This is a genomic window from Nocardioides antri (assembly GCF_008373765.1).
GTDB lineage: Bacteria > Actinomycetota > Actinomycetes > Propionibacteriales > Nocardioidaceae > Nocardioides > Nocardioides antri.
The window spans coordinates 738,761-760,649 of the sequence record NZ_VUJW01000003.1 but is presented as its reverse complement, the minus strand read 5'-3'; the positions used below and the strand labels follow the sequence as shown (position 1 = coordinate 760,649).

The following is a 21,889-nucleotide window of genomic DNA, read 5'->3' as shown; positions in this document are numbered from 1 at the left end:
TCGAAAGAGGCTCAGCATGACTCTCAAGCGGCTGCCGGTCCTGTTCCTCGACGACGTCGTCCTCCTGCCGGGCATGGTGGTGCCGATCGAGCTCGACGAGCCGGCCCAGGCGGCGGTCGACGCCGCCCGCGCGGCGGATCTCGAGGAGATCCTGGTCGCGCCCCGGTTGGACAACCGCTACGCGTCGTACGGCGTCGTGGCGGCTCTCGAGAAGGTCGGCAAGTTCCGCGGCGGCGGCCCCGCTGCGCTGCTGCGCACCGGTGAACGCGCCAGGATCGGCAGCGGCGTCACCGGGCCCGGGGCGGCGCTGTGGGTCGAGGTCGAGCCGGTCGAGGACCCGGAGCCGACGGCACGGGTCCGGGAGCTCGCCGCCGACTACAAGAAGCTCGTCGTCGCCGTCCTGCAGAAGCGCGAGGCGTGGCAGATCATCGACACCGTCAACGCGATCGACGACCCGTCGACGCTGGCGGACACGGCCGGCTGGGCGCCGTACCTCTCCATCGACAGGAAGCGTGAGCTCCTCGAGACGCCCGACGTCGAGCAGCGGCTGACGCTGCTGATCGAGTGGACCGGCGACTACCTCGCCGAGGCCGAGGTCAGCGACAAGATCAGCGAGGACGTGCGGGAGTCGGTCGAGAAGCGCAACCGGGAGTACCTCCTGCGTGAGCAGCTCCGCGCGATCCGCAAGGAGCTCGGCGAGGAGGACGCCGACGGCACGGGCAGTCCGGGTGACTACCGCGCCCGGGTCGAGGCTGCGGACCTGCCGGACGCCGTTCGTGAGGCCGCGCTGCGCGAGGTCGACAAGCTGGAGCGGTCGAGCGACCAGAGCCCCGAGGGCGGCTGGATCCGCACCTGGCTCGACACCGTCCTGGAGCTGCCGTGGAACACCCGCACCCAGGACGCCGCCTCGCTCGTCGACGCGCGCGCCGTCCTCGACGCCGACCATCACGGCCTCGACGAGGTCAAGGAGCGGATCGTCGAGTACCTCGGCGTGCGCTCGCGCCGCGAGGAGCGCGGCCTCTCGGTCGTCGGCGGACGCGGCTCCGGCGCGGTGATCCTGCTCGCCGGCCCTCCGGGCGTCGGCAAGACCTCGTTGGGCGAGTCGGTCGCCCGTGCGCTCGGCCGGAGGTTCGTCCGGGTCGCGCTGGGCGGCGTGCGAGACGAGGCGGAGATCCGCGGGCACCGGCGGACGTACGTCGGTGCCCTGCCCGGTCGCATCGTCCGCGCGATCAAGGAGGCCGGCACCCTCAACCCGGTCGTCCTGCTCGACGAGGTCGACAAGGTCGGCAGCGACTTCCGTGGCGACCCCGCGGCGGCGTTGCTGGAGGTGCTGGATCCGGCGCAGAACCACACCTTCCGCGACCACTACCTCGAGCTCGACCTCGACCTGTCCGACGTGCTCTTCATCGCGACCGCCAACGTCCTGGAGACCATCCCGCCGGCCCTGCTGGACCGGATGGAGCTGGTCACCATCGACGGCTACACCGAGGAGGAGAAGGTCGCCATCGCGCGCGACTTCCTGGTGCCGCGCCAGCTCGAGCGGGCGGCGGTCACGGCCGACGAGGTCACCGTCACCGACGAGGCGCTGCGCGAGCTCGCGGCCAACTACACGCGCGAGGCCGGCGTCCGGGTGCTGGAGCGGCTGCTCGCGAAGGCGTTCCGCAAGGTGGCGCTGGGCGACCTGCCGGCGGTCGTCGACCTCGACTCGCTCAAGGATCTGGTGGGCCGGCCGCGGTTCACGCCGGAGTCCCGCGAGCGTACGGCGGTGCCCGGTGTCGCGTCCGGCCTGGCCGTCACCGGGATGGGTGGCGATGTGCTCTACATCGAGGCGTCGTCGCTGCCGGGCGACCGATCATCTGACGGCGGGCTGACCATCACCGGTCAGCTCGGCGACGTGATGAAGGAGTCCGCGCAGATCGCGCTGTCCTACGTCCGCGCCCACGCAACGGAGCTCGGCATCGACCCGGCCGTGCTCGACCGGCCGATCCACCTGCACGTGCCGGCGGGCGCCGTACCCAAGGACGGGCCGTCGGCCGGCGTGACCATGACGACGGCGCTGGTCTCGCTGCTCACCGGCCGCAACGTGCGGGCCGAGGTCGGCATGACCGGCGAGGTGTCGCTGACGGGCCGGGTGCTGCCGATCGGCGGGGTGAAGCAGAAGCTGCTCGCAGCCCAGCGGGCCGGCCTGACCGAGGTCTTCCTGCCGCAGCGCAACGAGCCCGACCTCGACGACGTCCCGGCCGAGGTGCTGGAGGCGGTCACGGTGCACCTGGTGTCCGACGTCCGGGAGATCCTCGGCAGGGCGCTGGAGGTGGCTCGTAACGGTGCAGGCGCACACGCCGCGGCCTGACCGGGTCGGGCCGGGTCAGCCGGCGCCGTCGTACCGCATCACGCGGTCGCGTCCGGCCGCCTTGGCCTGGTAGAGAGCCACGTCTGCACGCACGATCGTGTCCTTCACGCCGACGGCGGCGTCGACCGGCGCGACGCCGAAGCTCACGGTCGGTGTGGGCTGGTCGTCGGGCCCGTCGAGCAGGTGCCGGCTGATGCGGGCGGCGACCTCCTCGGCGAGGTCGCCGTCCGGAAGCAGCAGGGCGAACTCGTCGCCGCCCAACCGGCCGACCAGCCCGTCGTCGCCGACCGCCTCGCGACAGGCGGCGGCGAACCGGTGCAGCGCGTGGTCACCGGCCGCGTGGCCGTAGCCGTCGTTGAGGGCCTTGAAGCCGTCGAGGTCGGCGACCATCAGCGCACCGGCGCCGGCCCCTCGACGGCCCGTGGCGAAGGCGTCCTCCGCCCGGCGCAGGAACTCCGCCCGGTTGAGCAGGCCGGTCAGGTCGTCGTGGCTCGCCCGCTCGCGGAGCTCGAGGGTCTGCTGCTCGTGGCTCAGCTCCGACATGCTGAACGTGACGACCACGAGGAGCACCATCGTCAGCAGCGTGGTGGCCTGCGACCCGAAGCCGGTCCGGAACACGACGTGGTCGGGGCCGACGGCGACGAAGACCACCGCGCGCAGGAGGTAGAACAGGGCGACCAGCCCTGAGGTCAGGGTGAGCGACCACAGTGTGAACCGCACCTGCCTCGCCGTGCCCCCGCCCGGCCCGGGAGGGCGCAGCGTCTGGGCCAGCTCGTACGCCGAGAGGCCGAGCATCGTCGCCATCCCGGCCAGGAAGTACGGGCCGCCGGCCCAGACGTCGTGCGCCGGGTCGTCGAGGAGCGACGCCACCAGGACCACTGCCGGCGCGACGGCCAGCTGCCATCGAGGCAGGGAAGCCGCACGCAGCGACCGCGCGGCGGCCCACACGCAGCCCGCCCCCAGGACAGCGAGGGTGTTGCCCAACGGGTTGGCGACCACCTGCACCGGGGTCCCGTTGCAGAGGAAGAGCATCGCGCTGACCAGGAAGAGGGCCAGCGAGACGCACCACCACCCGCTGTAGGGCGATCGGGTGGTGCGGTAGGTGACGCCGTAGAACAGGACGACCACGCAGAACCCCACGACGCCGAAGGCCACGCGCAGGGTCGCTGTGTCGAGCACCGTCCCAGGCTATGCGTCCGGTGGTCCGCGGTGGAGTCGGACCAGACGGTGGAGTCGGATCAGGCGGTGCAGAGCCTGACGCTGGTCTCACGGGTCAGGTCCCGGTGCCCGGCGGCCAGCACCTCGGCCTCGCGGCGCGGCAGGAAACCGGAGTCGAGACGGCAGTCGTGGCAGACACAGACGGCCCGGACGCCCAGATGGACGACCTCGACGACGTGAGGGTGGCAGGTCTCGCCCGCGCGTCCGTGCTCGTGGTCGCGCCGATGCGCAGCCGCCATCGTGGACGCCGCCACGCCGGCGTTGACGTTGATCGGGTTGTGGTCCACGGTCGTTCCCCTGTTGCTTCACCGGGCATCGTTGTCCGGTGTTTCCATTGAAGCCCTCGGTTGCCGCAAAATCTCGGGATTTGCTGCGGCGTGGCCGAAAGTCATCCGTTTCGTTACGGAGTGCAGGCTGGAGTCATGGCGATGCGTGGCGTGCCGGAGCAACCGGCGGGGCTCGCCTACGAGGCAGACCTGCTCACGGCCGCCGAGGAGTCGGACCTGCTGGGCCGGTTCCGCGGGCTCGGCCTCGAGCCGGTGGTGATGCGCGGCGCCGCGTCACGGCGACGCGTGGGGCACTTCGGGGTGGGCTACGACTTCGACTCGGCGGGCACGGCACCGGCCGAGCCGATCCCGGACTACCTGCTCCGGCTCCGGGATCGCGCCGCGGTCCTGGCGGGGACGGAGCCGTCTGCGTTCGTGGAGGCGCTCGTGACGCAGTACCCCCCGGGCGCGACCATCGGCTGGCACCGGGACGCCCGGGTGTTCGGGTCGGTCGTGGTCGGGGTGTCGCTCGGCTCCGACGCGGTGATGCGCTTCCAGCGGCGCGCCGCCGGAGGGGAGCGTCGCGTCTTCGAGCAGCCGCTGGCCCGCCGGTCGGCGTACGTCCTGACCGGCGCCGCGCGGTGGACGTGGCAGCACAGCGTGCCGCCCGTGCCGGAGGAGCGCTGGTCGGTCACGTTCCGGCAGCTGCGTCGCGCCTGAGGGAAAGTGTCGGCGGGGACGCCTAGGGTCGGACCCGTGAATGCGCGATGAGCAAGGAAGCCGCCCTGCGGGCGATGCGGGAGGCCCGTTACAACGCCAGGTCCACCGGTTCGGCGGTCGCCTCGACGCCGGCGAGGCCGATGGCCCGTCCCGCGAAGAGCGAGAAGGCGAGCCCCGCTGCCCCGGCTGCGCCCACCGAGGAGCTCTGCGGGCACCGGTCGATGAACGGGCGCACCTGCACCCGCGAAGCCGGGCACGCTGCGAAGAGCCACCGCTACTCCTAGCGGCGTCACCGTAGGGTCGTCCTATGGCTGGTGACTGGAAGAGCGAGACGGTCGACCGCGTGCGGTCCCTCATTGTCAGGGCCGAGCCGGATGTGGTCGAAGAGGCGAAGTGGCGCAAGGAGTCCAACCCCGAGGGCGTTCCGACGTTCTCGCGGGACGGCCTGATCTGCACCGTGGAGACCTACCAGGACAAGGTGAAGCTCACCTTCGCCAAGGGAGCGTCGCTGCCGGACCCCGCGGGACTCTTCAACGCCGGCCTCGACGGCGGCAGCCGCCGCGCCATCGACCTCCGCGAGGGGGCGGACCTCGACGAGGATGCCTTCGTCGCGCTGGTCCGTGACGCGGTCGCGCTCAACCAGGCCTGAGGGCGTGGCGCGAGGGCGCACCCGGCCGGCCCGGGTCGAGGACGTGCACGAGATCGCACAGGCGATGCCCCACGTCACCGTCCAGCCCGGGACCAAGCAGCGGCCGATCTACCAGGTCGGCGGCAAGTCGTTCGTCTTCTTCCGAAACCCGCGGCCCGACGCCTTCGACCCCGACACCGGCGAGAGGTACGACGACGTCATCGTCATCTGGGTGGCCGACCAGGGCGAGAAGCTCGCGATGGTGCAGGACGACTCCTCGCCGTTCTTCACCACGCCGCACTTCGACGGGCATCCGTCGGTGCTGCTGCGGGCGAGCCGGATCGGCGAGATCACCTACGACGAGCTCGCCGAGGTGATCCAGGACGCCTGGCTCTCCCGCGCCTCTGCCCGCCGCAGGGAGAAGTGGCTCGCCGAGAACCTGCCGGACTGACAAGCTCTCAGCGGGTGTCCTCGTCCCGGTGGGGGTTGGCGTTCGGGCCCGCCTCGGGCTCGGGCTCCTGTGCCTCGCCGCTCTCGCTGGTGGGATAGCTCGCGGCGGCGTCGCCGTCCGCGATCGGGGTGTCCGCGTCCGCGGGGTCCATCCGGCCCACCTCGGAGACTGCGGCATCGTCGGACGGGCCGGGTGTCTGGGTGCTCTCGCGCCGGGTGCCCTCCGGGTCGTCGACCCGCTCGTCGGACTCCTCGAGGATCGCCTCGGCCTGGGCCTCCCGGTCCTCGCTGCCGGCCTGCTCCTCCTCGGGCAACAGGTCCGACCGTCCTGCGATGCGCTGCTCGTCCTCCGGTGTCTGGCTCATGGGAGTGCCGTACCCGCTCCGCGCCCCGTCACCCGGGTCCGGCAGGTCGCTAGCCTGAAAGAGTGCTCGACCTGCGCGACCTGGCGATCCCCGTGGTCGGCGCGCCGATGGCCGGCGGGCCCTCGACGCCCGCCCTCGCGGCCGCTGTCTCCGACGCCGGTGGCCTCGGCTTCCTGGCCGCCGGCTACAAGAGCGCCGACAGGATGGCGGCGGAGATCGAGGAGGTGCGCGCCACCAGCTCCGCGCCGTACGGCGTCAACCTGTTCCTCGTCGAGCCGTACGAGCCCGACCCGACGCGACTCGACGCGTACATCCGGTCGCTGGAGGCGGAGGCCGCCCGGCTCGGCGCCGACCTGGGGGAGCCGCGCTGGGACGACGACGACTGGCAGGGGAAGCTCCAGGTGGTGCTCGACGTGCGCCCGGCCGCGGTCTCGTTCACCTTCGGCTGCCCGAGCGCCGAGGTGCTCCGCACGCTCGCGAAGCATGACGTCCTCACCGCGGTCACGGTGACCTCGGTCGCCGAGGCCCGCGAGGCGGTCGCCCGAGGAGCGGCGTCCCTGGCGGTGCAGGGCCCGGACGCCGGTGGTCACCGCGGCACGTGGGACCTCGACGCGCACCCTGACCAGACCCCGCTGCTCGACCTGGTGTCGGCGGTCGTGGCCGAGGTCGCGGTGCCGGTGGCGGTCGGCGGTGGCGTGACCACGGCGCGCGACGTGGCATCCGTGCTGGAGCGTGGCGCGGTCGCGGCACAGGTCGGCACGGCGTACCTCCTCGCCGACGAGGCGGGCACCAACCCGGTGCACCGGGCAGCGCTGACCGACCCGGACTTCACGACCACCGCGCTGACGCGCGCCTACACCGGACGGTGGGCGCGCGGCGTGGCGAACCGGTTCATGGCGGAGCACGACGACGCTCCGGCGGGCTACCCGCACCTCCACCACGTCACGGCTCCGCTGCGCGCGGCGGCGGTGGCCGCCGGCGATGCCCAGGTCGCGCACCTGTGGGCCGGCACGGGGTTCGCCGATGCCCGGAGCATCCCGGCGAAGGAGATCACCGCGTCGCTCGCTCCCTGACCTGCCGGTCTACCGCGGCGCCGCCACGGGTACCGCTGGATCGAGCAGGAGGTGGGTGCCATGGCACGGTCGATCTGGAGTGGCTCGGTCTCGTTCGGGCTGGTGAACGTGCCGGTCCGGCTGTTCTCGGCGACGCAGGACCACAAGGTCCACTTCCACCAGTTCCAGAAGGGGACGTCCAACCGGGTCCGCAACGAGCGCGTCAACGAGAAGACCGGCGAGGAGGTCGCGTACGGCGACGTCGTCAAGGGCGCCGAGGTCGGCGACGGCGACTACGTGATGCTCACCCAGGAGGAGCTGGAGTCGGTCGAGCCCGGCCGGAGCCGCACCATCGACATCAGCGACTTCGTCGACGCAGCCGAGATCGACCCGATCTACTACCAGAAGTCCTACTACCTCGCGCCGGCCGATGACACGGCCAAGAAGCCGTACGCGCTGCTGGTCAAGGCGATGGAGAAGGCTGAGCGGATCGGCGTCGCGACGTTCGTCATGCGCGGCAAGCAGTACCTCGCCGCGATCCGTCCGTACGACGGCGTGCTCGTGCTGGAGACCATGCACTTCGCCGACGAGGTCCGCGACCCGGCCAAGGAGCTCGACAACCTGCCGAAGCAGACCAAGGTGTCGCCCAAGGACCTCGACATGGCCGTCCAGCTGGTCGAGTCGCTCACCACGAAGTGGAAGCCGGAGAACTACCGCGACACCTACACCGACCGCGTCAAGAAACTCGTCAACGCCAAGAAGAACGACCGCGAGATCGTGCGGGAGGAGACCACCGAGGAGACCTCGGAGAAGGTCGTCGACCTCTTGGCCGCGCTCCAGGCCTCCGTCGACCAGGCCAAGAGCCACCGGGCGGGCAACGCCCACCGGATGGACAAGCTGAAGACCCGCAAGGCCGGCGCCGAGGACGGCAAGAAGGACTCGAAGCAGTCGTCGAAGTCGGCGAAATCGGCGAAGTCGGCGAAGGCGTCGAAGAAGGAGCTCTACGACCGGGCGCAGGAGCTGGACATCCCCGGCCGCTCCAGCATGAGCGCCGACGAGCTCGCCGCCGCGATCGCCGACGCAGGGAAGGGCAAGGGCCGCCGCAAGAAGGCGTCGTGACCGACCGCCCCAGGAATGGACGAAGCGCTCGGGAGTACTCGGCTGCGTAAGCGAGTACCTCCGGGCGCCTCGTAAGACCTAGTCCTACCGAAGACTCGCCTCGGGCACAACGATGGTTGAAAAGGCAACATATTTGCCCTGGGGTGGCCTTGGCTTGCGAGTCGCCCCTAATGTCAATGATCTGGCCCCGGGGCCACGCTCCTCGCGGCGAGCATGCACGCGAGCGGCCGAAATGACGCCAGGCTGTAGCCCGTGCTCGCCGGAACCGTGCGGACCGCCGGACTCAGGAAGTCCATAACAGTTTTGCCAGAGTTTGTCCCCACGCTTTTCCGCATTTTCCAGCGGCGAGCTGCTCAATTTGCCATTCTCGGACAGATATCCGACGCAAGGAGACTCTGATGGCAGGTTCGGTATCAGCAACAGCAAAGTCAGCCGTTACCAGGGGCGCCTTGCTTGCGATCGGGACTGCGCTGGCGACGTTCGCGACCGCGCAGGTTCAAATCGACGATGACTGCAAGCGAGGCAAAGGGAAGGAAGCGAAGGCTCGCTACGCGGAGTGCAAGAAGCAGGTTGAGGAACGCGAAGACGACGCCCTGTGGGCGGCTATTCTCGCCGGTCTTGCTGCGCTAGGTATCCGTGCTGGAGCCGAAGGAGGCATCGATGCCCGGAGACAGGCGCAAGGCAACGTCAAGCCTTCGGATGTTCAATGACCAGCTATGAGGAGCGACCTACTCCGCCCGTTGAGGAGCAATCCCACGGCGCACCCGAAGCGCCAGCGACCCCTCCGATCGAGAATCAAACGACCCCGCCCATCGAGGATGAAGTGAGCCAGCCCATGGAGGAGCGAGTCCATTCGACATACCGCTACCTGCGCGTCATCGCGGTCCTCCCCGCTGTCTGGCTCCTCCTTGCGATGGCGGTTGTCTGGGTGGTGCGAGGCGAAGTCTTCGACTCCATCAGCGACTACTACGGTGGCCCCCTACGCGACGTCTTCGTCGGCGCCCTGATGGCATCCGGCATCTGCTTGGTTGCCTACAAAGGCGAGTCGAAACTGGAGGACTATGCCCTCAACTTCGCCGGTATCAACGCGTTTTTCGTTGCGCTAGTGCCCAACTCTTTTCCAGACCTACTCGACGAGGCGAGCGCTGCTGAGGATGCAGGCGAGCCGCTGGCGGTCGGTAGCGCGGACCTTCTGCAGAATCTCGGGATCGCGGTCGGAACCTTCGTCGTCGTCGTCGGCATATTCATCGTCGTGGACAGTCTCTTCTTCAAGTGGACGCGGTTCAGCTGGGCGGAACAGGGACGGTTGGCGAACGTGCTCATCGGACTCTCGTGGGTGGCCGAGATTGTGCTCGCCGGGGTAGTTCTGTTCGTCGTGGTGACGACGCTCGCCGGAGACGAGAGCACCTGGGCGTTCACGGCCGTCCATTTCGGCGCCGCCAGTCTCCTCGTGCTCAACCTCGCGTTTGCTGCTGCCAGCCATGCGTTCCCCGGGCGACTGCGCACAGCGGCGGACGCCCCGGCCGACCCGCGGAAGATCGTGGCGGCATTCCGGTTCATCGTCATCGCGATGACCCTAGGGATCGTCGCCGCTTGTATCGCCATCCCCGCCGACGTGCCTTACGCGGTCATCGCTGTCGAGGTCTGGGAGATCGTCCTGTTCATAATCTTTTGGATTCTCGCGACACGTAGCGAATGGCGCCGGGCGGGCGCTCCTGCCTAGGCGACCGGCCTCCTGCATGGTCTGGGTGCGCGCCGGCGGGATGACCCTGGCGCATTGCGCGCCTACCCGGGGCGCCCTAGAGCCGGGTCATGGGCCAGAAGGTCAATACCTTCGGCAGCACCCACAGGGTCATTGATGGCCCGGTGACGCGCGGGCGTCGTGGGCCGAGGACTAGCAGGTTTCCTCGGCGTTGAGGGCGAGGAGGGAGACCAGGTCGTAGGCGAGGTGGGCGGCGGCGACGCCGGTGATCTCGGCGTGGTCGTACGCCGGAGCGACCTCGACGACGTCCGCGCCGATCAGATTCAGGCCGGCGAGGCCGCGGAGGATCTCGAGGAGCTCGCGGCTGGTCATGCCGCCGGCCTCGAGGGTGCCGGTGCCGGGCGCGTGGGCCGGGTCGAGGACGTCGATGTCGATGGAGACGTAGAGGGGGCGGTCGCCGATGCGGTCGCGCAGCCGGTGGACCACCTCGTCCGAGCCCTGGCGGTAGACGTCGGCGCTGGTGACGATGCCGAAACCGAAGCGGCGGTCGTCCTCGAGGTCCTTCTTGCCGTACAGCGGACCCCGGATCCCCACGTGGGAGAGGGCCTCGGTGTCGAGGATGCCCTCCTCGACGGCCCGGCGGAACGGCGTGCCGTGGGTGTAGTCGGCGCCGAAGTAGGTGTCCCAGGTGTCGAGGTGGGCGTCGAAGTGCAGGAGCGCCACCGGGCCGTGGCGCTCCGCGGCGGCTCGCAGCAGCGGGAGGGAGATCGTGTGGTCGCCGCCGAGCGTGACCAGCCGGGTGCCGTCCGTCGTGAGGTCGAGGGCGGCGGCGTGCACGGTCTCGATCGCCGCGCCGATGTCGTACGGGTTGACGGCGATGTCCCCGCCGTCCGCCACCTGGGCGACGGCGAACGGGGAGACGTCGAGCGCCGGGTGGTAGGGACGCAGCAGCCGGCTCGAGGTGCGGATGTGGTCCGGCCCGAACCGTGCGCCCGGCCGGTAGGAGACACCGCTGTCGAACGGCACGCCGGCCACCACGATGTCGGCGCGGTCGACCTCGTCCAGCCGGGGGAGCCGGGCGAAGGTCGCCGGTCCGGCATAGCGGGGTACGACGGCGCTGTCGACCGGGCCGATCGGCGGCACCACCGGACTACCAGCCGCGCTCGGCGAGGCGGTGGGGCTGGGGGATGTCCTCGACGTTGATGCCGACCATGGCCTCACCGAGTCCGCGGGAGACCTTGGCGACCACGTCGGGGTCGTCGTGGAAGGTGGTGGCCTTCACGATCGCCTCGGCCCGCTGGGCGGGGTTGCCGGACTTGAAGATCCCGGAGCCGACGAACACGCCCTCGGCGCCGAGCTGCATCATCATCGCCGCGTCGGCCGGGGTGGCGATCCCACCGGCGGTGAACAGCACCACCGGCAGCTTGCCGGTGCGGGCGACCTCGGCCACCAGGTCATAGGGCGCCTGGAGCTCCTTGGCCGCCACGTACAGCTCGTCGTCGGCCAGCGCCCCGAGCCGGCGGATCTCACCGCGGATGGTGCGCATGTGGGTGACCGCGTTCGACACATCGCCGGTGCCGGCCTCGCCCTTGGAGCGGATCATCGCCGCGCCCTCGGTGATCCGGCGCAGCGCCTCGCCCAGGTTGGTGGCCCCGCACACGAAGGGGACGGTGAAGGCCCACTTGTCGATGTGGTTGGTGTAGTCGGCCGGGGTGAGGACCTCGGACTCATCGACGTAGTCGACCCCGAGGGACTGCAGCACCTGGGCCTCGGCGAAGTGCCCGATCCGGGCCTTGGCCATCACCGGGATCGAGACGGTCTCGATGATCGAGTCGATCATGTCCGGATCGCTCATCCGCGAGACGCCGCCCTGGGCCCGGATGTCGGCCGGGACCCGCTCCAACGCCATCACCGCGACCGCGCCGGCGTCCTCGGCGATCTTGGCCTGCTCGGGAGTGACCACGTCCATGATCACCCCGCCCTTGAGCATCTCGGCCATGCCCCGCTTGACCCGGGTGCTGCCCAGCGTCGCCGGGGCCGAGCCCGCCGGACCGGCGGGACTCGGCCGCAGACCGATGGTCACGCCAGCGCCTCCTCGACGGAGACCGCGCCGATGCCGACGGCCTCGCCGACGGGGGCGTTGGTGAGCTGGCCGGCGTGGGTGTTGAGGCCGAGCGCAAGGGAGTGGTCCTCGCGGCAGGCACGCTGCCAGCCCTTGTCGGCCAGCGCGACCGCATAGGGCAGGGTCGCGTTGGTCAGCGCGTAGGTCGAGGTGTTCGGCACCGCGCCGGGCATGTTCGCCACGCAGTAGAAGATCGAGTTGTGCACCGGGTACGTCGGGTCGGCGTGCGTGGTGGGCCGGGTGTCCTCGAAGCAGCCACCCTGGTCGACGGCGATGTCGACCAGCACCGAGCCCGGCTTCATCTGCGCGACCAGGTCGTTGCTCACCAGCTTCGGCGCCGCCGCGCCGGGGATCAGCACCGCGCCGATCACCAGGTCAGCCTGCTTGACCTGCTCCTCGATCGCCAGCTTCGACGACGCCAGCCCGTGCACCCGGTTGTTGTAGCGCCAGAACGACATCCGCAGCTTGTCCAGGTCGGTGTCCAGCAACGTCACGTCCGCACCCATCCCGAGCGCGATGTTGGCCGCATTCTGCCCCGCGACGCCGGCGCCGATCACCACCACCTTCGCGTTCGCGACCCCACCGACGCCGCCGAGCAGCACCCCCCGGCCGCCCTGGGCCTTGAGCAGCGAGTGCGCCCCCACCTGGGGCGCGAGACAGCCCGCCACCTCCGACATCGGGTAGAGCAGCGGCAGCCCACCCGAGGGCAGCTGCACGGTCTCATAGGCGATGCCGGTGACCTTGCGGGCGATCAGCTCCTCGGTCAGCGCCTTGTCCGCAGCCAGGTGCAGGTAGGTGAACAGGACCTGCCCCTCCCGCATCCGGTGGTACTCCTCGGTGATCGGCTCCTTGACCTTGAGGATCATCTCGGCGGTGCCCCACACGTCGTCAGCCGTGTCGAGGATCTTGGCGCCCGCGCCGACGTACTCCGCGTCCGGGATGCCCGAGCCGAGGCCGGCGTCGGTCTCGATGACGACCTCGTGGCCGTGGGCGACCAGCTCATGCACGCCGATAGGCGTGATCGCGACCCGGTACTCGTGGTTCTTGACTTCCTTGGGGATGCCGATGCGCATCGCAGGTGACTCCGTCTTTCTTGTAGGTGGGGGGCTCAGAGGTGGTCGCTGGCCTCGGTCAGGACCGAGTCGAGGACCTGGTGGATCTCGTCGAAGTGCGACTGGTCGCAGATCAGCGGCGGCGACAGCTGGATCACCGGGTCGCCGCGGTCGTCGGCACGGCAGTAGAGGCCGGCGTCGTACAGCGCCTTGGAGAGGAAGCCCCGCAGCAGGCGCTCCGACTCGTCGTCGTCGAACGTCTCCTTGGTGGCCTTGTCCTTAACGAGCTCGATCCCGTAGAAGTACCCGGCACCGCGGACGTCGCCGACGATCGGCAGGCTGCTGAGCTTGTCGAGGGTCAGCCGGAAGGCCTCCTCGTTGGCGCGGACGTGCTCGAGCACGCCCTCGTCCTCGAACGCCTTGAGGTTCGCCAGCGCGACCGCGGTCGAGACCGGGTGGCCGCCGAACGTGTAGCCGTGGGCGAACATCGTGTCGCCGGAGGCGAACGGCTCGAACAGCTTGTCGGAGGCGATCATCGCGCCCAGCGGGGCGTAGCCGGAGGTGATGCCCTTGGCGCAGGTGATGATGTCGGGCTGGTAGTCGAACTTCTCGGCGCCGAACATCGTGCCCAACCGGCCGAACGCGCAGATGACCTCGTCGGAGACCAGCAGTACGTCGTACTTGTCGCAGATCTCGCGGACCCGCTGGAAGTAGCCCGGCGGGGGCGGGAAGCAGCCACCGGCGTTCTGCACCGGCTCGAGGAACACCGCGGCGACGGTCTCCGCGCCCTCGTTGAGGATCGCGACCTCGATCTGGTCGGCGGCCCAGCGGCCGAACGCCTCCGGGTCGTCCTCGTGGATCGGGGCCCGGTAGAAGTTCGTGTTCGGGACCCGGAACGTCGACGGGACGAGCGGCTCGAACGGCGCCTTCAGGCCGGGCAGGCCGGTGATCGAGAGGGCGCCCTGGGTGGTGCCGTGGTAGGCGATCGCGCGGCTGATGACCTTGTGCTTCATCGGCCGGCCGGTCAGCTTGAAGTACTGCTTCGCCAGCTTCCACGCGGACTCGACGGCCTCGCCGCCACCGGAGGTGAAGAAGACCCGGTTGAGGTCGCCTGGAGCGTACGACGCCACCTTGTCGGCGAGCTCGATCGCGGTCGGGTGGGCGTAGGACCAGAGCGGGAAGAACGCCAGGTCGCCGGCCTGCTTCGCGGCCGCCTCGACCAGGTCCTTCCGGCCGTGGCCGAGCTGGTTGACGAACAGGCCGGCCAGCGCATCGAGGTAGCGCTTCCCGTTGCTGTCGTAGATGTAGGCGCCCTCGCCGCGGACGATCACAGGGACGTCGTGCTCGTCGTACGTCGAGTGCCGGGTGAAGTGCATCCAGAGGTGGTCCTTGGCGGACTGCTGGAGGCGGGCGTCGCGGGTCATCGGTTCACATCCATCAGGTTGTCGTCGTCGAGGTCGTCATCGAGGTCGAGCTCGAACTCGGAGAGGGTCCGGCCGGAGATCCGGCGCAGGACGAGGGCGTAGACCACGCCGATCGCGGTCCACGTCAGGCCCATGAGGAGGGCGTCGCGGTGCAGGAAGCTCCACAGCACCGCGGTCATGGCGAAGCCGACCACGGGGAGCGCGACGTTGACCGCGATCTCCCGTCCGGTGCGGTACTCGCGTCGGCCCACCACGAAGTACGCGATGACCGACAGGTTCACGAAGGAGAAGGCGACCAGCGCGCCGAAGTTGATCATCGACGCCACCAGCTCGAGGCTCGGCGTGATCGCCATCAGCGAGACGACGCCGACGAAGAGCACGGCGTACACCGGGGTGCGGCGGGTCGGGTGGACGTAGCTGAACACCTTGGTGGGGTGCAGGACCCGGTTGCGGCCCATCACGTGCAGCAGCCGGGAGACGCTGGCGTGCGAGGCGAGGCCGGACGCCACGGTGGCGGCGAACGCGGCGGAGACGAACAGGATCTGGAACAGCTTGCCGCCCACCAACAGGGCCATCTCGGGCAGCGGGTCGTCGATCAGGTCGAACCGCGAGTTGTCCGGGAAGACCGACTGCGCCACGAAGCTGCTCACCAGGAAGACCGCGCCGCCGATGAGCAGCGTCAGCATGATCGCCTTGGGGACGTCGCGGGTGTCCTTGGCCTCCTCGGTGTACATCGTGATCGCGTCGAAGCCGATGAACGAGAAGCAGACGATCGTCGCGCCGGTGAGCACCGCTGAGACCTCGACGCCGGCGTGGAACAGCGGCTCGGTGGTGACCAGGGTGCCCTGGCCGACGCCCTTCGAGAGCTCGACCACGGCGAGCACGAGGAACGCAGCGATGAGCACGACCTCGAACACGACGAGGACGGAGTTGAGCCGCGAGGTGGTGTTGAGGCTCCAGATGTTGAGCGCGGTGATCGCGGCGACGAACAGCACCACCCAGATCCAACCGGGGACGCCCGGGAACAGCGACGTCATGTAGAGCCGGATGATGAGCGCGTTCACCAGCGGCAGCAACAGGTAGTCGAGCATCGCCGTCCAGCCCACGAGGAAGCCGAGGCCAGGGTGCATCGTCTCCCGGGTGTAGGTGTAGGCCGATCCCGCCGACGGGAAGACCCGCACCATCCGGCCGTAGCTGATCGCCGTGAAGAACATGACGACGAGGGCGACGAAGTAGGCGGTCGGTACGGCGCCGTCGGTCTGGTCGGACACGATCCCGAAGGTGTCGAACATGACGGTCGGGGTCATGTACCCGAGCCCGAGGGCGACGATCGCCCAGAGCCCGAGGGATCGCTTGAGTGCTGGCGTCTTCTCCATGGTCATCTTTCTCAGGCCTCGATGTTCGCCATCACGTGCTTGATGCGCGTGTAGTCCTCGAGGCCGTACATCGACAGGTCCTTGCCGTAGCCCGAGTGCTTGAAGCCGCCGTGCGGCATCTCCGCGACGAGCGGGATGTGCGTGTTGATCCAGACGCACCCGAAGTCGAGGCTGCTCGACATCCGCATGGCGCGGCCGAAGTCGCGGGTCCAGACCGAGGAGGCCAGCGCGTAGGGCACGTCGTTGGCCTTGGCGATCGCCTCGGCCTCGCTGTCGAAGGTCTGCACGGTGATGACCGGGCCGAAGACCTCCTGCTGGACCAGCGTGTCCTCCTGCTCGAGGCCGGCGATCACGGTCGGCGCGACGTAGAAGCCCCGGTCGCCCTGGCGGCCGCCGCCGGCGACGACCTCGGCGTGCGCCGGGACCTGGTCGAGGAAGTCGAGCACCCGCTCGAACTGGTTCGCGTTGTTGACGGGGGGCACGAACGCGTCCTCGTCGTGCCGGCCGTTGTCGTACGACGTCTGCGCGCCCTTCGCCTGGGCGGCGAGCGCCGCGACGAACTCGTCGTGGATGCGCGGCGACACGAGCACGCGCGTGGCGGCGGTGCAGTCCTGGCCGGCGTTGAAGTAGCCGGCGAGGGCGATCGCCTCGGCGGCGGCCTCGACGTCGGCGTCCTCGAAGACGATGACGGGCGCCTTGCCGCCGAGCTCGAGGTGGACGCGCTTCACGTCGTCGGCCGCGGCCCGCGCGACCTGCATGCCCGCGCCCACCGAGCCGGTGATCGAGACCATCTGGGGCGTGGGGTGGGTGACCACGAGGTTGCCGGTGCCGCGGTCGCCGCACACCACGTTGAGCGTGCCGGCCGGGAGGAACTCCGCGGCGATCTCGGCCAGCAGCAGCGCGGTGTGCGGCGTGGTGTCGCTCGGCTTCAGGACCACCGTGTTGCCCGCCGCGAGCGCCGGGGCGAACTTCCAGACGGCCATCATCATCGGGTAGTTCCACGGCGCGACCTGGCCGATGACACCCACCGGCTCCCGGCGGATCCACGAGGTGTGGCCGGCCAGGTACTCACCGGCCGAGCGACCCTCGAGCACCCGCGCGGCACCGGCGAAGAAGCGGATCTGGTCGACCATCGGCGGGATCTCCTCCGCCAGCGTCAGCGGCACGACCTTTCCGGTGTTGCGGCTCTCCGCCTCCACCAGCTCCTCGGCCCGCGCCTCGACCGCGTCGGCGATCTTCAGGAGCGCCTCCTGGCGCTGGGACGGCGTGGTCGAGCGCCAGCCGTCGAACGCCTTCGCCGCGCTCTCGTAGGCGAGGTCGATGTCGGCCTGGCTCGACACGGGCGCATCGCCGTACGTCTCGCCGGTGGAGGGGTCGACGAGCGGCGAACGGTGCTCGGAGCGGTCGTCGACGTACTCACCGCCGACGAAGTTCTGGAGGTGCAGGGAGGTCATGGCGGTCGACTGTAGGCTCCGTCACACTGGACTCTCAGAGACAAGATGTCGAATCAGTCGGTCACTCACTCGACAGGTTGTCGATTGACCCGCGGAGGTGGGCGATGGCGTCGCTGCGCTGGCTGCTCGACCGCCCCGAGTTCGGCCTGCGCCTCGTGGTCGGTACGGCGACCGACGAGCCGCTCGCCTGGGCCCACGCGATCGACGCCGTCGACCCCACGCCCTGGCTGACCGGCGGCGAGCTGATCCTCACCACCGGCCTGCGGCTGTCCCGGTCGGCGCGCGAACAGACGTCGTACGTCGACCGGCTCGCCGCCACCGGCATCGCCGGGCTCGGCTTCGGCGTGGGCGTGCGGTTCGACGAGATCCCCCCGGCGATCGTCGACGCCTGCGCGGCGCACGACCTGCCGCTGCTCGAGGTGCCGCTGCCGACGCCGTTCATCGCCGTCACCCAGGCCGTCGCCCGCAAGCTAGCCGACCGGCAGGTCGAGGAGCTGCAGCGCGTGCTCGCCTACCAGCGCGACGTCACCCGCGCCGCCGTCCGCGGCGGCCTTCGCGGCGCGGCCAACCTGCTCGCGCGCGAGCTCGGCGTGGACGTCGTGGTGCTCGACGAGTACGGCGTGGTCATGGCCGCGTCGTCGCGCCGGCACGGCCTGCTGGAGCGGGTCGGTGAGGAGTACCGCCGGCTCCTCTCCGCCGCACGACCCGGCACGGTCGCGATCGACGTCGACGAGGGCACCCTCGAGATGCAGATGATCCAGGGACGGTCCGGTGTCTGCGGATGGCTGGCCGTCCTGCACCGCACCCCGCCGTCCCACACCGACCGGCTGCTGCTCAACCAGGCCGCGGGCCTGATCACGCTCCAGCTGGACTGGCCGGCCGAGCTGATCGCGGCCTACCACGCGCTCGGCGGCACCCTCCTCTCCCTGCTGCTCGACGCCGGCGCCGACGCGTCCGGGCTGGAGCGGCACCTGCACCACTTCGGGTTCGAGCCGCGGGACGGCGTCGTCCTCGCGCTGGCGGCGTCCGACCGTCGCCGGGCGCGGGTCGAGGAGGTCATCTCGACGTACCTCGAGGTCACGAAGCGGCCGCACGTGGTGGCCCGCGTGGATGCCGGCGTCGCGGTGCTGATGCTGCGCCGCGACGCCGAGACGCTGCTCGACGGGCTGGTCGAGGAGCTGCGCCGGGTCGGCCTGCCGGGTGTCGCGTGGGGGGTCAGCGGCGAGCTCGACCAGTTCGCCATCGCGTCCGGGCTCGGACCGGCCGAGCTGGCCGCCGACGCGGCACGGCGGGAGGGCCGTCCGGTCGGTTGGTACGACGAGCTGGCGCTCGCCCCGGTGCTGGCCGACGAGCGCGTGCGCGCGCTGGTGTGGTCGATGGCAGCGCCCGCGATCGAGGCCCTCGCGCGCGACTCCGGCCCTCGGGACGGCGACCTGCTCGCGTCGCTCGAGGCGTTCCTCCACCACAACGGCTCGTGGGAGGCGGCCTCGCGTGCCCTGGGTGTTCACCGCCACACGCTCAAGGCGCGGATGGCGCGGGTGGAGGAGATCACCGGGCTGCGGCTCGACAACGCAGAGACCCGGGCGCTGCTGCTGCTCGCCGTGATGAGCGGGCCGTACCGCCGCTGACTGTGCAGACTGCCCAGTCGGGCGCTGTCCGTTGTGCACGCTCTGGGTATCGGCGCGGCGCACCTTCACCTAGCCTCGCCGCCATGACCAGACCACTGGACGGGCTGCTCGTGGCCGACTTCAGCCGCGTCCTCGCCGGTCCGCTCGCGACGAGCATGCTCGCCGACCTCGGCGCGAGGGTGATCAAGGTCGAGCGGCCCGGCTCCGGTGACGACACCCGGTCCTGGGGACCGCCGTGGACGGGACCCTCGGGGTCCTCGAGCTCCTACTTCGAGTGCGCGAACCGGTCCAAGGAGTCGATCGCCCTCGACCTGGACGACCCGGGCGACCTCGCGGTCGCGCAGCGGCTCGCCGCCCGGGCCGACGTCCTCGTCGAGAACTTCCGGGACGGCACCCTCGCCCGCCGCGGGCTGGACCACGCGACCCTGCGGCAGGTGAACCCGCGACTCGTCTACTGCTCGGTGACCGGCTTCGGGAGCGCGGGCGGCGCCGACCTCCCGGGCTACGACTTCCTGGTCCAGGCCGTCGGCGGGCTGATGAGCATCACCGGCGACGCCGACGGGGCGCCGACCAAGGTCGGTGTCGCCCTCGTCGACGTGCTCACCGGCAAGGACGCGGTCATCGGGATCCTCGCCGCGCTCGCCGAGCGCGAGCGCTCCGGGCGCGGCCAGCGGGTCGAGGTCAACCTGCTGTCGAGCCTGCTCGGCTCCCTGGCCAACCAGGCGTCGTCGTACCTGACCACCGGCGAGGCGCCCGTCCGGATGGGCAACCAGCACCCGTCGATCGCGCCGTACGAGACGCTGCGGTGCAAGGACGACCTGCTCGCCGTCTGCTGCGGCAACGACGCGCAGTTCCGCCGGCTCTGCGCGGTGCTCGGAGCGCCGGACCTCGTGGACGACGAGCGCTTCGCGACCAACCCCGCGCGGGTGGCGCACCGGACCGAGCTGGTCCCGGCGCTCGAGGCGCGGCTGTCGGTCGAGACCGCGGCCGAGTGGGCCGTGCGGCTCACTGCGGGCGGTGTCGCGGCCGGCCGGGTCGGCGACGTCGCCGACGGCTTCGCGCTCGCCGAGGCCTTGGGCCTGGACCCGGTCGTGCCGGTGCCCGGCGCTGCTCCGCAGGTGCGGCACCCGGTGCGGTACGAGCGCTCCCCGGTCACGCACTACGCGGCCTCGCCGCGCCTGGGTCAACACGGCGACGAGATCCGTCGCTGGCTCGAAGAGGAGGCATCCCCATGACCGTCCCCCCGCCGTCCGTCGATCTCGCCGGCATCGACGACCTGCTCACCGCGGACGAGATCGCGGTGCGGGCCTCGGTCCGCCAGCTGTGCGCCGACCGGGTCGACCCGTACGTCGCCGACTGGTTCGAGCGCGGCGAGATCGACGACGTACGCGGTCTCGCCAAGGAGCTCGGCACCCTCGGCCTGCTCGGCATGCACCTCGAGGGCTACGGCTGCGCAGGCATGTCGGCCGTCGACTACGGCCTCGCGTGCCTCGAGCTCGAGGCCTCCGACTCCGGCATCCGCTCGCTGGTGTCGGTGCAGGGGTCGCTGGCGATGTACGCGATCTGGAAGTGGGGGAGCGAGGAGCAGAAGCAGGAGTGGCTGCCGCGGATGGCGGCTGGCGAGGCGATCGGCTGCTTCGGCCTGACCGAGCCCGACGCCGGGTCCGACCCCGGCAGCATGCGCACCCGCGCCCGGCAGGAGCCGTCCGGCGACTGGGTCCTCGACGGCCGGAAGATGTGGATCACCAACGGGTCGGTCGCCGACGTCGCCGTGGTGTGGGCGCAGACCGAGGACGGGGTGCGCGGCTTCGTCGTACCCACGTCAGTTGCGGGCTTCTCGGCGCCCCTCATCAAGCACAAGATGTCGCTCCGCGCCTCGGTCACCAGCGAGCTCGTGCTGGACCGCGTCCGGCTGCCCGCCTCGGCGGTGCTGCCCGACGTGCGCGGACTCCGCGGACCCTTGAGCTGCCTCAACGAGGCGAGGTACGGGATCGTCTGGGGCGCCATGGGTGCCGCCCGGTCCGCCCTCGAGGCCGCGCTGACGTACGCCGGCGAGCGCACCCAGTTCGGCAAGCCCATCGCCGCCTTCCAGCTCACCCAGCAGAAGCTGGTCGAGATGGACCTCGAGTACACCAAGAGCCTGCTCCTCGCACTGCACCTCGGCCGCCGCAAGGACGCCGGCACCCTGCGGCCGGAGCAGGTCAGCCTCGGCAAGCTCAACAACGTCCGCGAGGCCATCGAGATCTGCCGCACCGCCCGGACGATCCTCGGCGCCAACGGGATCTCGCTGGAGTTCCCGGTCATCCGGCACGCCAACAACCTGGAGTCGGTGCTGACCTACGAGGGCACGGTGGAGATGCACACCCTCGTGGTGGGCCAGGCGCTCACCGGTCACCCTGCCTTCCGGTAGTCGGGTGGTTGAGGTGCGAGGCGCGCTAGCGCCGAGCCTCGAAACCACGGCGACTGCTCCTTGTCGTCCACAGCCCACGGTCGGCGGATCGCCTGTCCACAAGCGGGGTTTCGGGTGCATGGCGATGTCGGTTCACGACGGTTGAATAGGCCTCCGCCGGGCGAAGGTCCTCGGCCAGCTCGGATGCGAGGAGACCCGTGACGTCCGGAGGTCGATCGCGTCCGGTGAGCTCGCCCGCCACGACCTGTCGTTGGACCTCGACATCGCCGACCCCGAGACCGGGGAGTTCGCCCGCACCGTCCCTGGCGCTGCGACCTCGACCACGTCGACGTCCACGGAGCCGGCGGGGCGACGTGTCCGTGCAATCTCGCGCCACTCTGCCGTGCTCACCACCGGCTCAAGAGCGCCGGCCGGATGACCTGTCGCGTCCTCACCCCCGGCACCTATCTGTGGACCGGCCCCTCCGGACAAGCGGTGCGATCCGCGAGTCTCCCGCTCCCCTGGCAGTGAGCGGGGCGGATGCGGTCTGCTGGATACGCCCGCTTCTGCCGAG

Annotated in this window: 21 protein-coding genes; 12 read left to right on the top strand and 9 right to left on the bottom strand. The window is 70.6% G+C overall.

Annotated elements, in window-relative coordinates; translation table 11 throughout:
* Positions 1–16: 16 nt before the first annotated feature.
* Positions 17–2,350, top strand: coding sequence for an endopeptidase La (gene lon / locus F0U47_RS09860; RefSeq protein ID WP_149750113.1), 2,334 nt, complete (start codon positions 17–19; stop codon positions 2,348–2,350).
* Between the two features lie 15 nt (positions 2,351–2,365).
* Here lon and F0U47_RS09855 read toward each other — a convergent pair whose 3' ends face one another.
* Together F0U47_RS09855 and F0U47_RS09850 are read right to left on the bottom strand one after the other, a co-directional pair.
* Positions 2,366–3,529: a GGDEF domain-containing protein gene (locus F0U47_RS09855; protein ID WP_149750111.1), complete on the bottom strand. Its 1,164-nt coding sequence runs from the start codon at positions 3,527–3,529 to the stop codon at positions 2,366–2,368.
* 59 nt (positions 3,530–3,588) lie between these two features.
* Positions 3,589–3,855 carry a hypothetical protein gene (locus tag F0U47_RS09850; RefSeq protein ID WP_149750109.1) on the bottom strand — a complete coding sequence of 89 codons (267 nt, stop codon included), beginning with the start codon at positions 3,853–3,855 and terminating at the stop codon, positions 3,589–3,591.
* A 135-nt stretch (positions 3,856–3,990) separates the two neighbouring features.
* Here F0U47_RS09850 and F0U47_RS09845 point away from each other — a divergent pair, with 135 nt between their 5' ends.
* The 4 genes from F0U47_RS09845 to F0U47_RS09830 are packed head-to-tail and all read left to right on the top strand — an operon-like array spanning position 3,991 to position 5,633.
* The gene (locus F0U47_RS09845) at positions 3,991–4,554 is read left to right on the top strand and encodes an alpha-ketoglutarate-dependent dioxygenase AlkB (protein ID WP_223162708.1); all 564 of its coding nucleotides are present in this window, start codon (positions 3,991–3,993) and stop codon (positions 4,552–4,554) included.
* Between the two features lie 47 nt (positions 4,555–4,601).
* On the top strand, positions 4,602–4,838 hold the full coding sequence (locus tag F0U47_RS09840; RefSeq protein ID WP_149750108.1) for a hypothetical protein: 237 nt from the start codon (positions 4,602–4,604) through the stop codon (positions 4,836–4,838).
* A 23-nt stretch (positions 4,839–4,861) separates the two neighbouring features.
* A complete protein-coding gene (locus F0U47_RS09835; RefSeq protein WP_149750106.1) occupies positions 4,862–5,203 on the top strand; it encodes a DUF1801 domain-containing protein in 342 nt (113 codons plus the stop codon).
* Between the two features lie 4 nt (positions 5,204–5,207).
* Positions 5,208–5,633 (top strand): MmcQ/YjbR family DNA-binding protein, encoded by a 426-nt coding sequence (locus F0U47_RS09830; RefSeq protein WP_246159543.1) that lies wholly within the window; start codon positions 5,208–5,210, stop codon positions 5,631–5,633.
* 7 nt (positions 5,634–5,640) lie between these two features.
* Here F0U47_RS09830 and F0U47_RS09825 read toward each other — a convergent pair whose 3' ends face one another.
* Complete coding sequence (locus tag F0U47_RS09825; RefSeq protein ID WP_149750105.1) at positions 5,641–5,997, bottom strand: hypothetical protein; 357 nt, start codon at positions 5,995–5,997, stop codon at positions 5,641–5,643.
* 62 nt (positions 5,998–6,059) lie between these two features.
* Here F0U47_RS09825 and F0U47_RS09820 point away from each other — a divergent pair, with 62 nt between their 5' ends.
* The 4 genes from F0U47_RS09820 to F0U47_RS09805 all read left to right on the top strand — a co-directional run bounded on the left by F0U47_RS09820 (position 6,060) and on the right by F0U47_RS09805 (position 9,891).
* Positions 6,060–7,070 carry a nitronate monooxygenase gene (locus F0U47_RS09820; RefSeq protein ID WP_223162707.1) on the top strand — a complete coding sequence of 337 codons (1,011 nt, stop codon included), beginning with the start codon at positions 6,060–6,062 and terminating at the stop codon, positions 7,068–7,070.
* Between the two features lie 60 nt (positions 7,071–7,130).
* Positions 7,131–8,168, top strand: a complete 1,038-nt coding sequence (gene ku / locus F0U47_RS09815; protein ID WP_149750103.1) for a non-homologous end joining protein Ku — start codon at positions 7,131–7,133, stop codon at positions 8,166–8,168.
* 398 nt (positions 8,169–8,566) lie between these two features.
* The gene (locus F0U47_RS09810) at positions 8,567–8,878 is read left to right on the top strand and encodes a hypothetical protein (protein ID WP_149750101.1); all 312 of its coding nucleotides are present in this window, start codon (positions 8,567–8,569) and stop codon (positions 8,876–8,878) included.
* A gap of 113 nt (positions 8,879–8,991) precedes the next feature.
* The gene (locus F0U47_RS09805; protein WP_149750099.1) at positions 8,992–9,891 is read left to right on the top strand and encodes a hypothetical protein; all 900 of its coding nucleotides are present in this window, start codon (positions 8,992–8,994) and stop codon (positions 9,889–9,891) included.
* 171 nt (positions 9,892–10,062) lie between these two features.
* Here F0U47_RS09805 and speB read toward each other — a convergent pair whose 3' ends face one another.
* Genes speB through F0U47_RS09775 form a run of 6 tightly spaced genes read right to left on the bottom strand, consistent with a single transcriptional unit; the run spans position 10,063 to position 17,298 of the window.
* Positions 10,063–11,016: an agmatinase gene (gene speB / locus F0U47_RS09800; RefSeq protein WP_149750097.1), complete on the bottom strand. Its 954-nt coding sequence runs from the start codon at positions 11,014–11,016 to the stop codon at positions 10,063–10,065.
* A 4-nt stretch (positions 11,017–11,020) separates the two neighbouring features.
* Positions 11,021–11,947, bottom strand: a complete 927-nt coding sequence (gene pdxS / locus F0U47_RS09795; protein WP_223162739.1) for a pyridoxal 5'-phosphate synthase lyase subunit PdxS — start codon at positions 11,945–11,947, stop codon at positions 11,021–11,023.
* Between the two features lie 2 nt (positions 11,948–11,949).
* Positions 11,950–13,065, bottom strand: coding sequence for an alanine dehydrogenase (gene ald / locus F0U47_RS09790; protein ID WP_149750096.1), 1,116 nt, complete (start codon positions 13,063–13,065; stop codon positions 11,950–11,952).
* 35 nt (positions 13,066–13,100) lie between these two features.
* Positions 13,101–14,468 carry an aspartate aminotransferase family protein gene (locus F0U47_RS09785; protein ID WP_149750094.1) on the bottom strand — a complete coding sequence of 456 codons (1,368 nt, stop codon included), beginning with the start codon at positions 14,466–14,468 and terminating at the stop codon, positions 13,101–13,103.
* The gene (locus F0U47_RS09780; RefSeq protein ID WP_149750093.1) at positions 14,465–15,844 is read right to left on the bottom strand and encodes an APC family permease; all 1,380 of its coding nucleotides are present in this window, start codon (positions 15,842–15,844) and stop codon (positions 14,465–14,467) included. The genes F0U47_RS09785 and F0U47_RS09780 overlap by 4 nt, the downstream gene beginning before the upstream one ends.
* Before the next feature lie 11 nt (positions 15,845–15,855).
* On the bottom strand, positions 15,856–17,298 hold the full coding sequence (locus F0U47_RS09775; protein ID WP_149750091.1) for an aminobutyraldehyde dehydrogenase: 1,443 nt from the start codon (positions 17,296–17,298) through the stop codon (positions 15,856–15,858).
* A 104-nt stretch (positions 17,299–17,402) separates the two neighbouring features.
* Here F0U47_RS09775 and F0U47_RS09770 point away from each other — a divergent pair, with 104 nt between their 5' ends.
* The 3 genes from F0U47_RS09770 to F0U47_RS09760 all read left to right on the top strand — a co-directional run bounded on the left by F0U47_RS09770 (position 17,403) and on the right by F0U47_RS09760 (position 21,336).
* Positions 17,403–18,926, top strand: coding sequence for a PucR family transcriptional regulator (locus F0U47_RS09770; protein WP_149750089.1), 1,524 nt, complete (start codon positions 17,403–17,405; stop codon positions 18,924–18,926).
* 83 nt (positions 18,927–19,009) lie between these two features.
* Positions 19,010–20,161 carry a CaiB/BaiF CoA transferase family protein gene (locus F0U47_RS09765; protein ID WP_149750087.1) on the top strand — a complete coding sequence of 384 codons (1,152 nt, stop codon included), beginning with the start codon at positions 19,010–19,012 and terminating at the stop codon, positions 20,159–20,161.
* Positions 20,158–21,336, top strand: a complete 1,179-nt coding sequence (locus F0U47_RS09760; protein WP_149750085.1) for an acyl-CoA dehydrogenase family protein — start codon at positions 20,158–20,160, stop codon at positions 21,334–21,336. Before F0U47_RS09765 ends, F0U47_RS09760 begins: the two co-directional genes overlap by 4 nt.
* The last annotated feature ends 553 nt before the right edge of the window (positions 21,337–21,889 follow it).

Excerpts from the sequence above, each read along its gene's own strand:
- lon (WP_149750113.1), top strand. The coding sequence starts at position 17 with ATGACTCTCAAGCGGCTGCCGGTCCTGTTCCTCGACGACGTCGTCCTC.
- F0U47_RS09845 (WP_223162708.1), top strand. The coding sequence starts at position 3,991 with ATGGCGATGCGTGGCGTGCCGGAGCAACCGGCGGGGCTCGCCTACGAG.
- F0U47_RS09840 (WP_149750108.1), top strand. The coding sequence starts at position 4,602 with ATGAGCAAGGAAGCCGCCCTGCGGGCGATGCGGGAGGCCCGTTACAAC.
- F0U47_RS09835 (WP_149750106.1), top strand. The coding sequence starts at position 4,862 with ATGGCTGGTGACTGGAAGAGCGAGACGGTCGACCGCGTGCGGTCCCTC.
- F0U47_RS09825 (WP_149750105.1), bottom strand. The coding sequence starts at position 5,997 with ATGAGCCAGACACCGGAGGACGAGCAGCGCATCGCAGGACGGTCGGAC.
- ku (WP_149750103.1), top strand. The coding sequence starts at position 7,131 with ATGGCACGGTCGATCTGGAGTGGCTCGGTCTCGTTCGGGCTGGTGAAC.
- F0U47_RS09810 (WP_149750101.1), top strand. The coding sequence starts at position 8,567 with ATGGCAGGTTCGGTATCAGCAACAGCAAAGTCAGCCGTTACCAGGGGC.
- ald (WP_149750096.1), bottom strand. The coding sequence starts at position 13,065 with ATGCGCATCGGCATCCCCAAGGAAGTCAAGAACCACGAGTACCGGGTC.
- F0U47_RS09785 (WP_149750094.1), bottom strand. The coding sequence starts at position 14,468 with ATGACCCGCGACGCCCGCCTCCAGCAGTCCGCCAAGGACCACCTCTGG.
- F0U47_RS09780 (WP_149750093.1), bottom strand. The coding sequence starts at position 15,844 with ATGGAGAAGACGCCAGCACTCAAGCGATCCCTCGGGCTCTGGGCGATC.
- F0U47_RS09775 (WP_149750091.1), bottom strand. The coding sequence starts at position 17,298 with ATGACCTCCCTGCACCTCCAGAACTTCGTCGGCGGTGAGTACGTCGAC.
- F0U47_RS09770 (WP_149750089.1), top strand. The coding sequence starts at position 17,403 with ATGGCGTCGCTGCGCTGGCTGCTCGACCGCCCCGAGTTCGGCCTGCGC.
- F0U47_RS09765 (WP_149750087.1), top strand. The coding sequence starts at position 19,010 with ATGACCAGACCACTGGACGGGCTGCTCGTGGCCGACTTCAGCCGCGTC.
- F0U47_RS09760 (WP_149750085.1), top strand. The coding sequence starts at position 20,158 with ATGACCGTCCCCCCGCCGTCCGTCGATCTCGCCGGCATCGACGACCTG.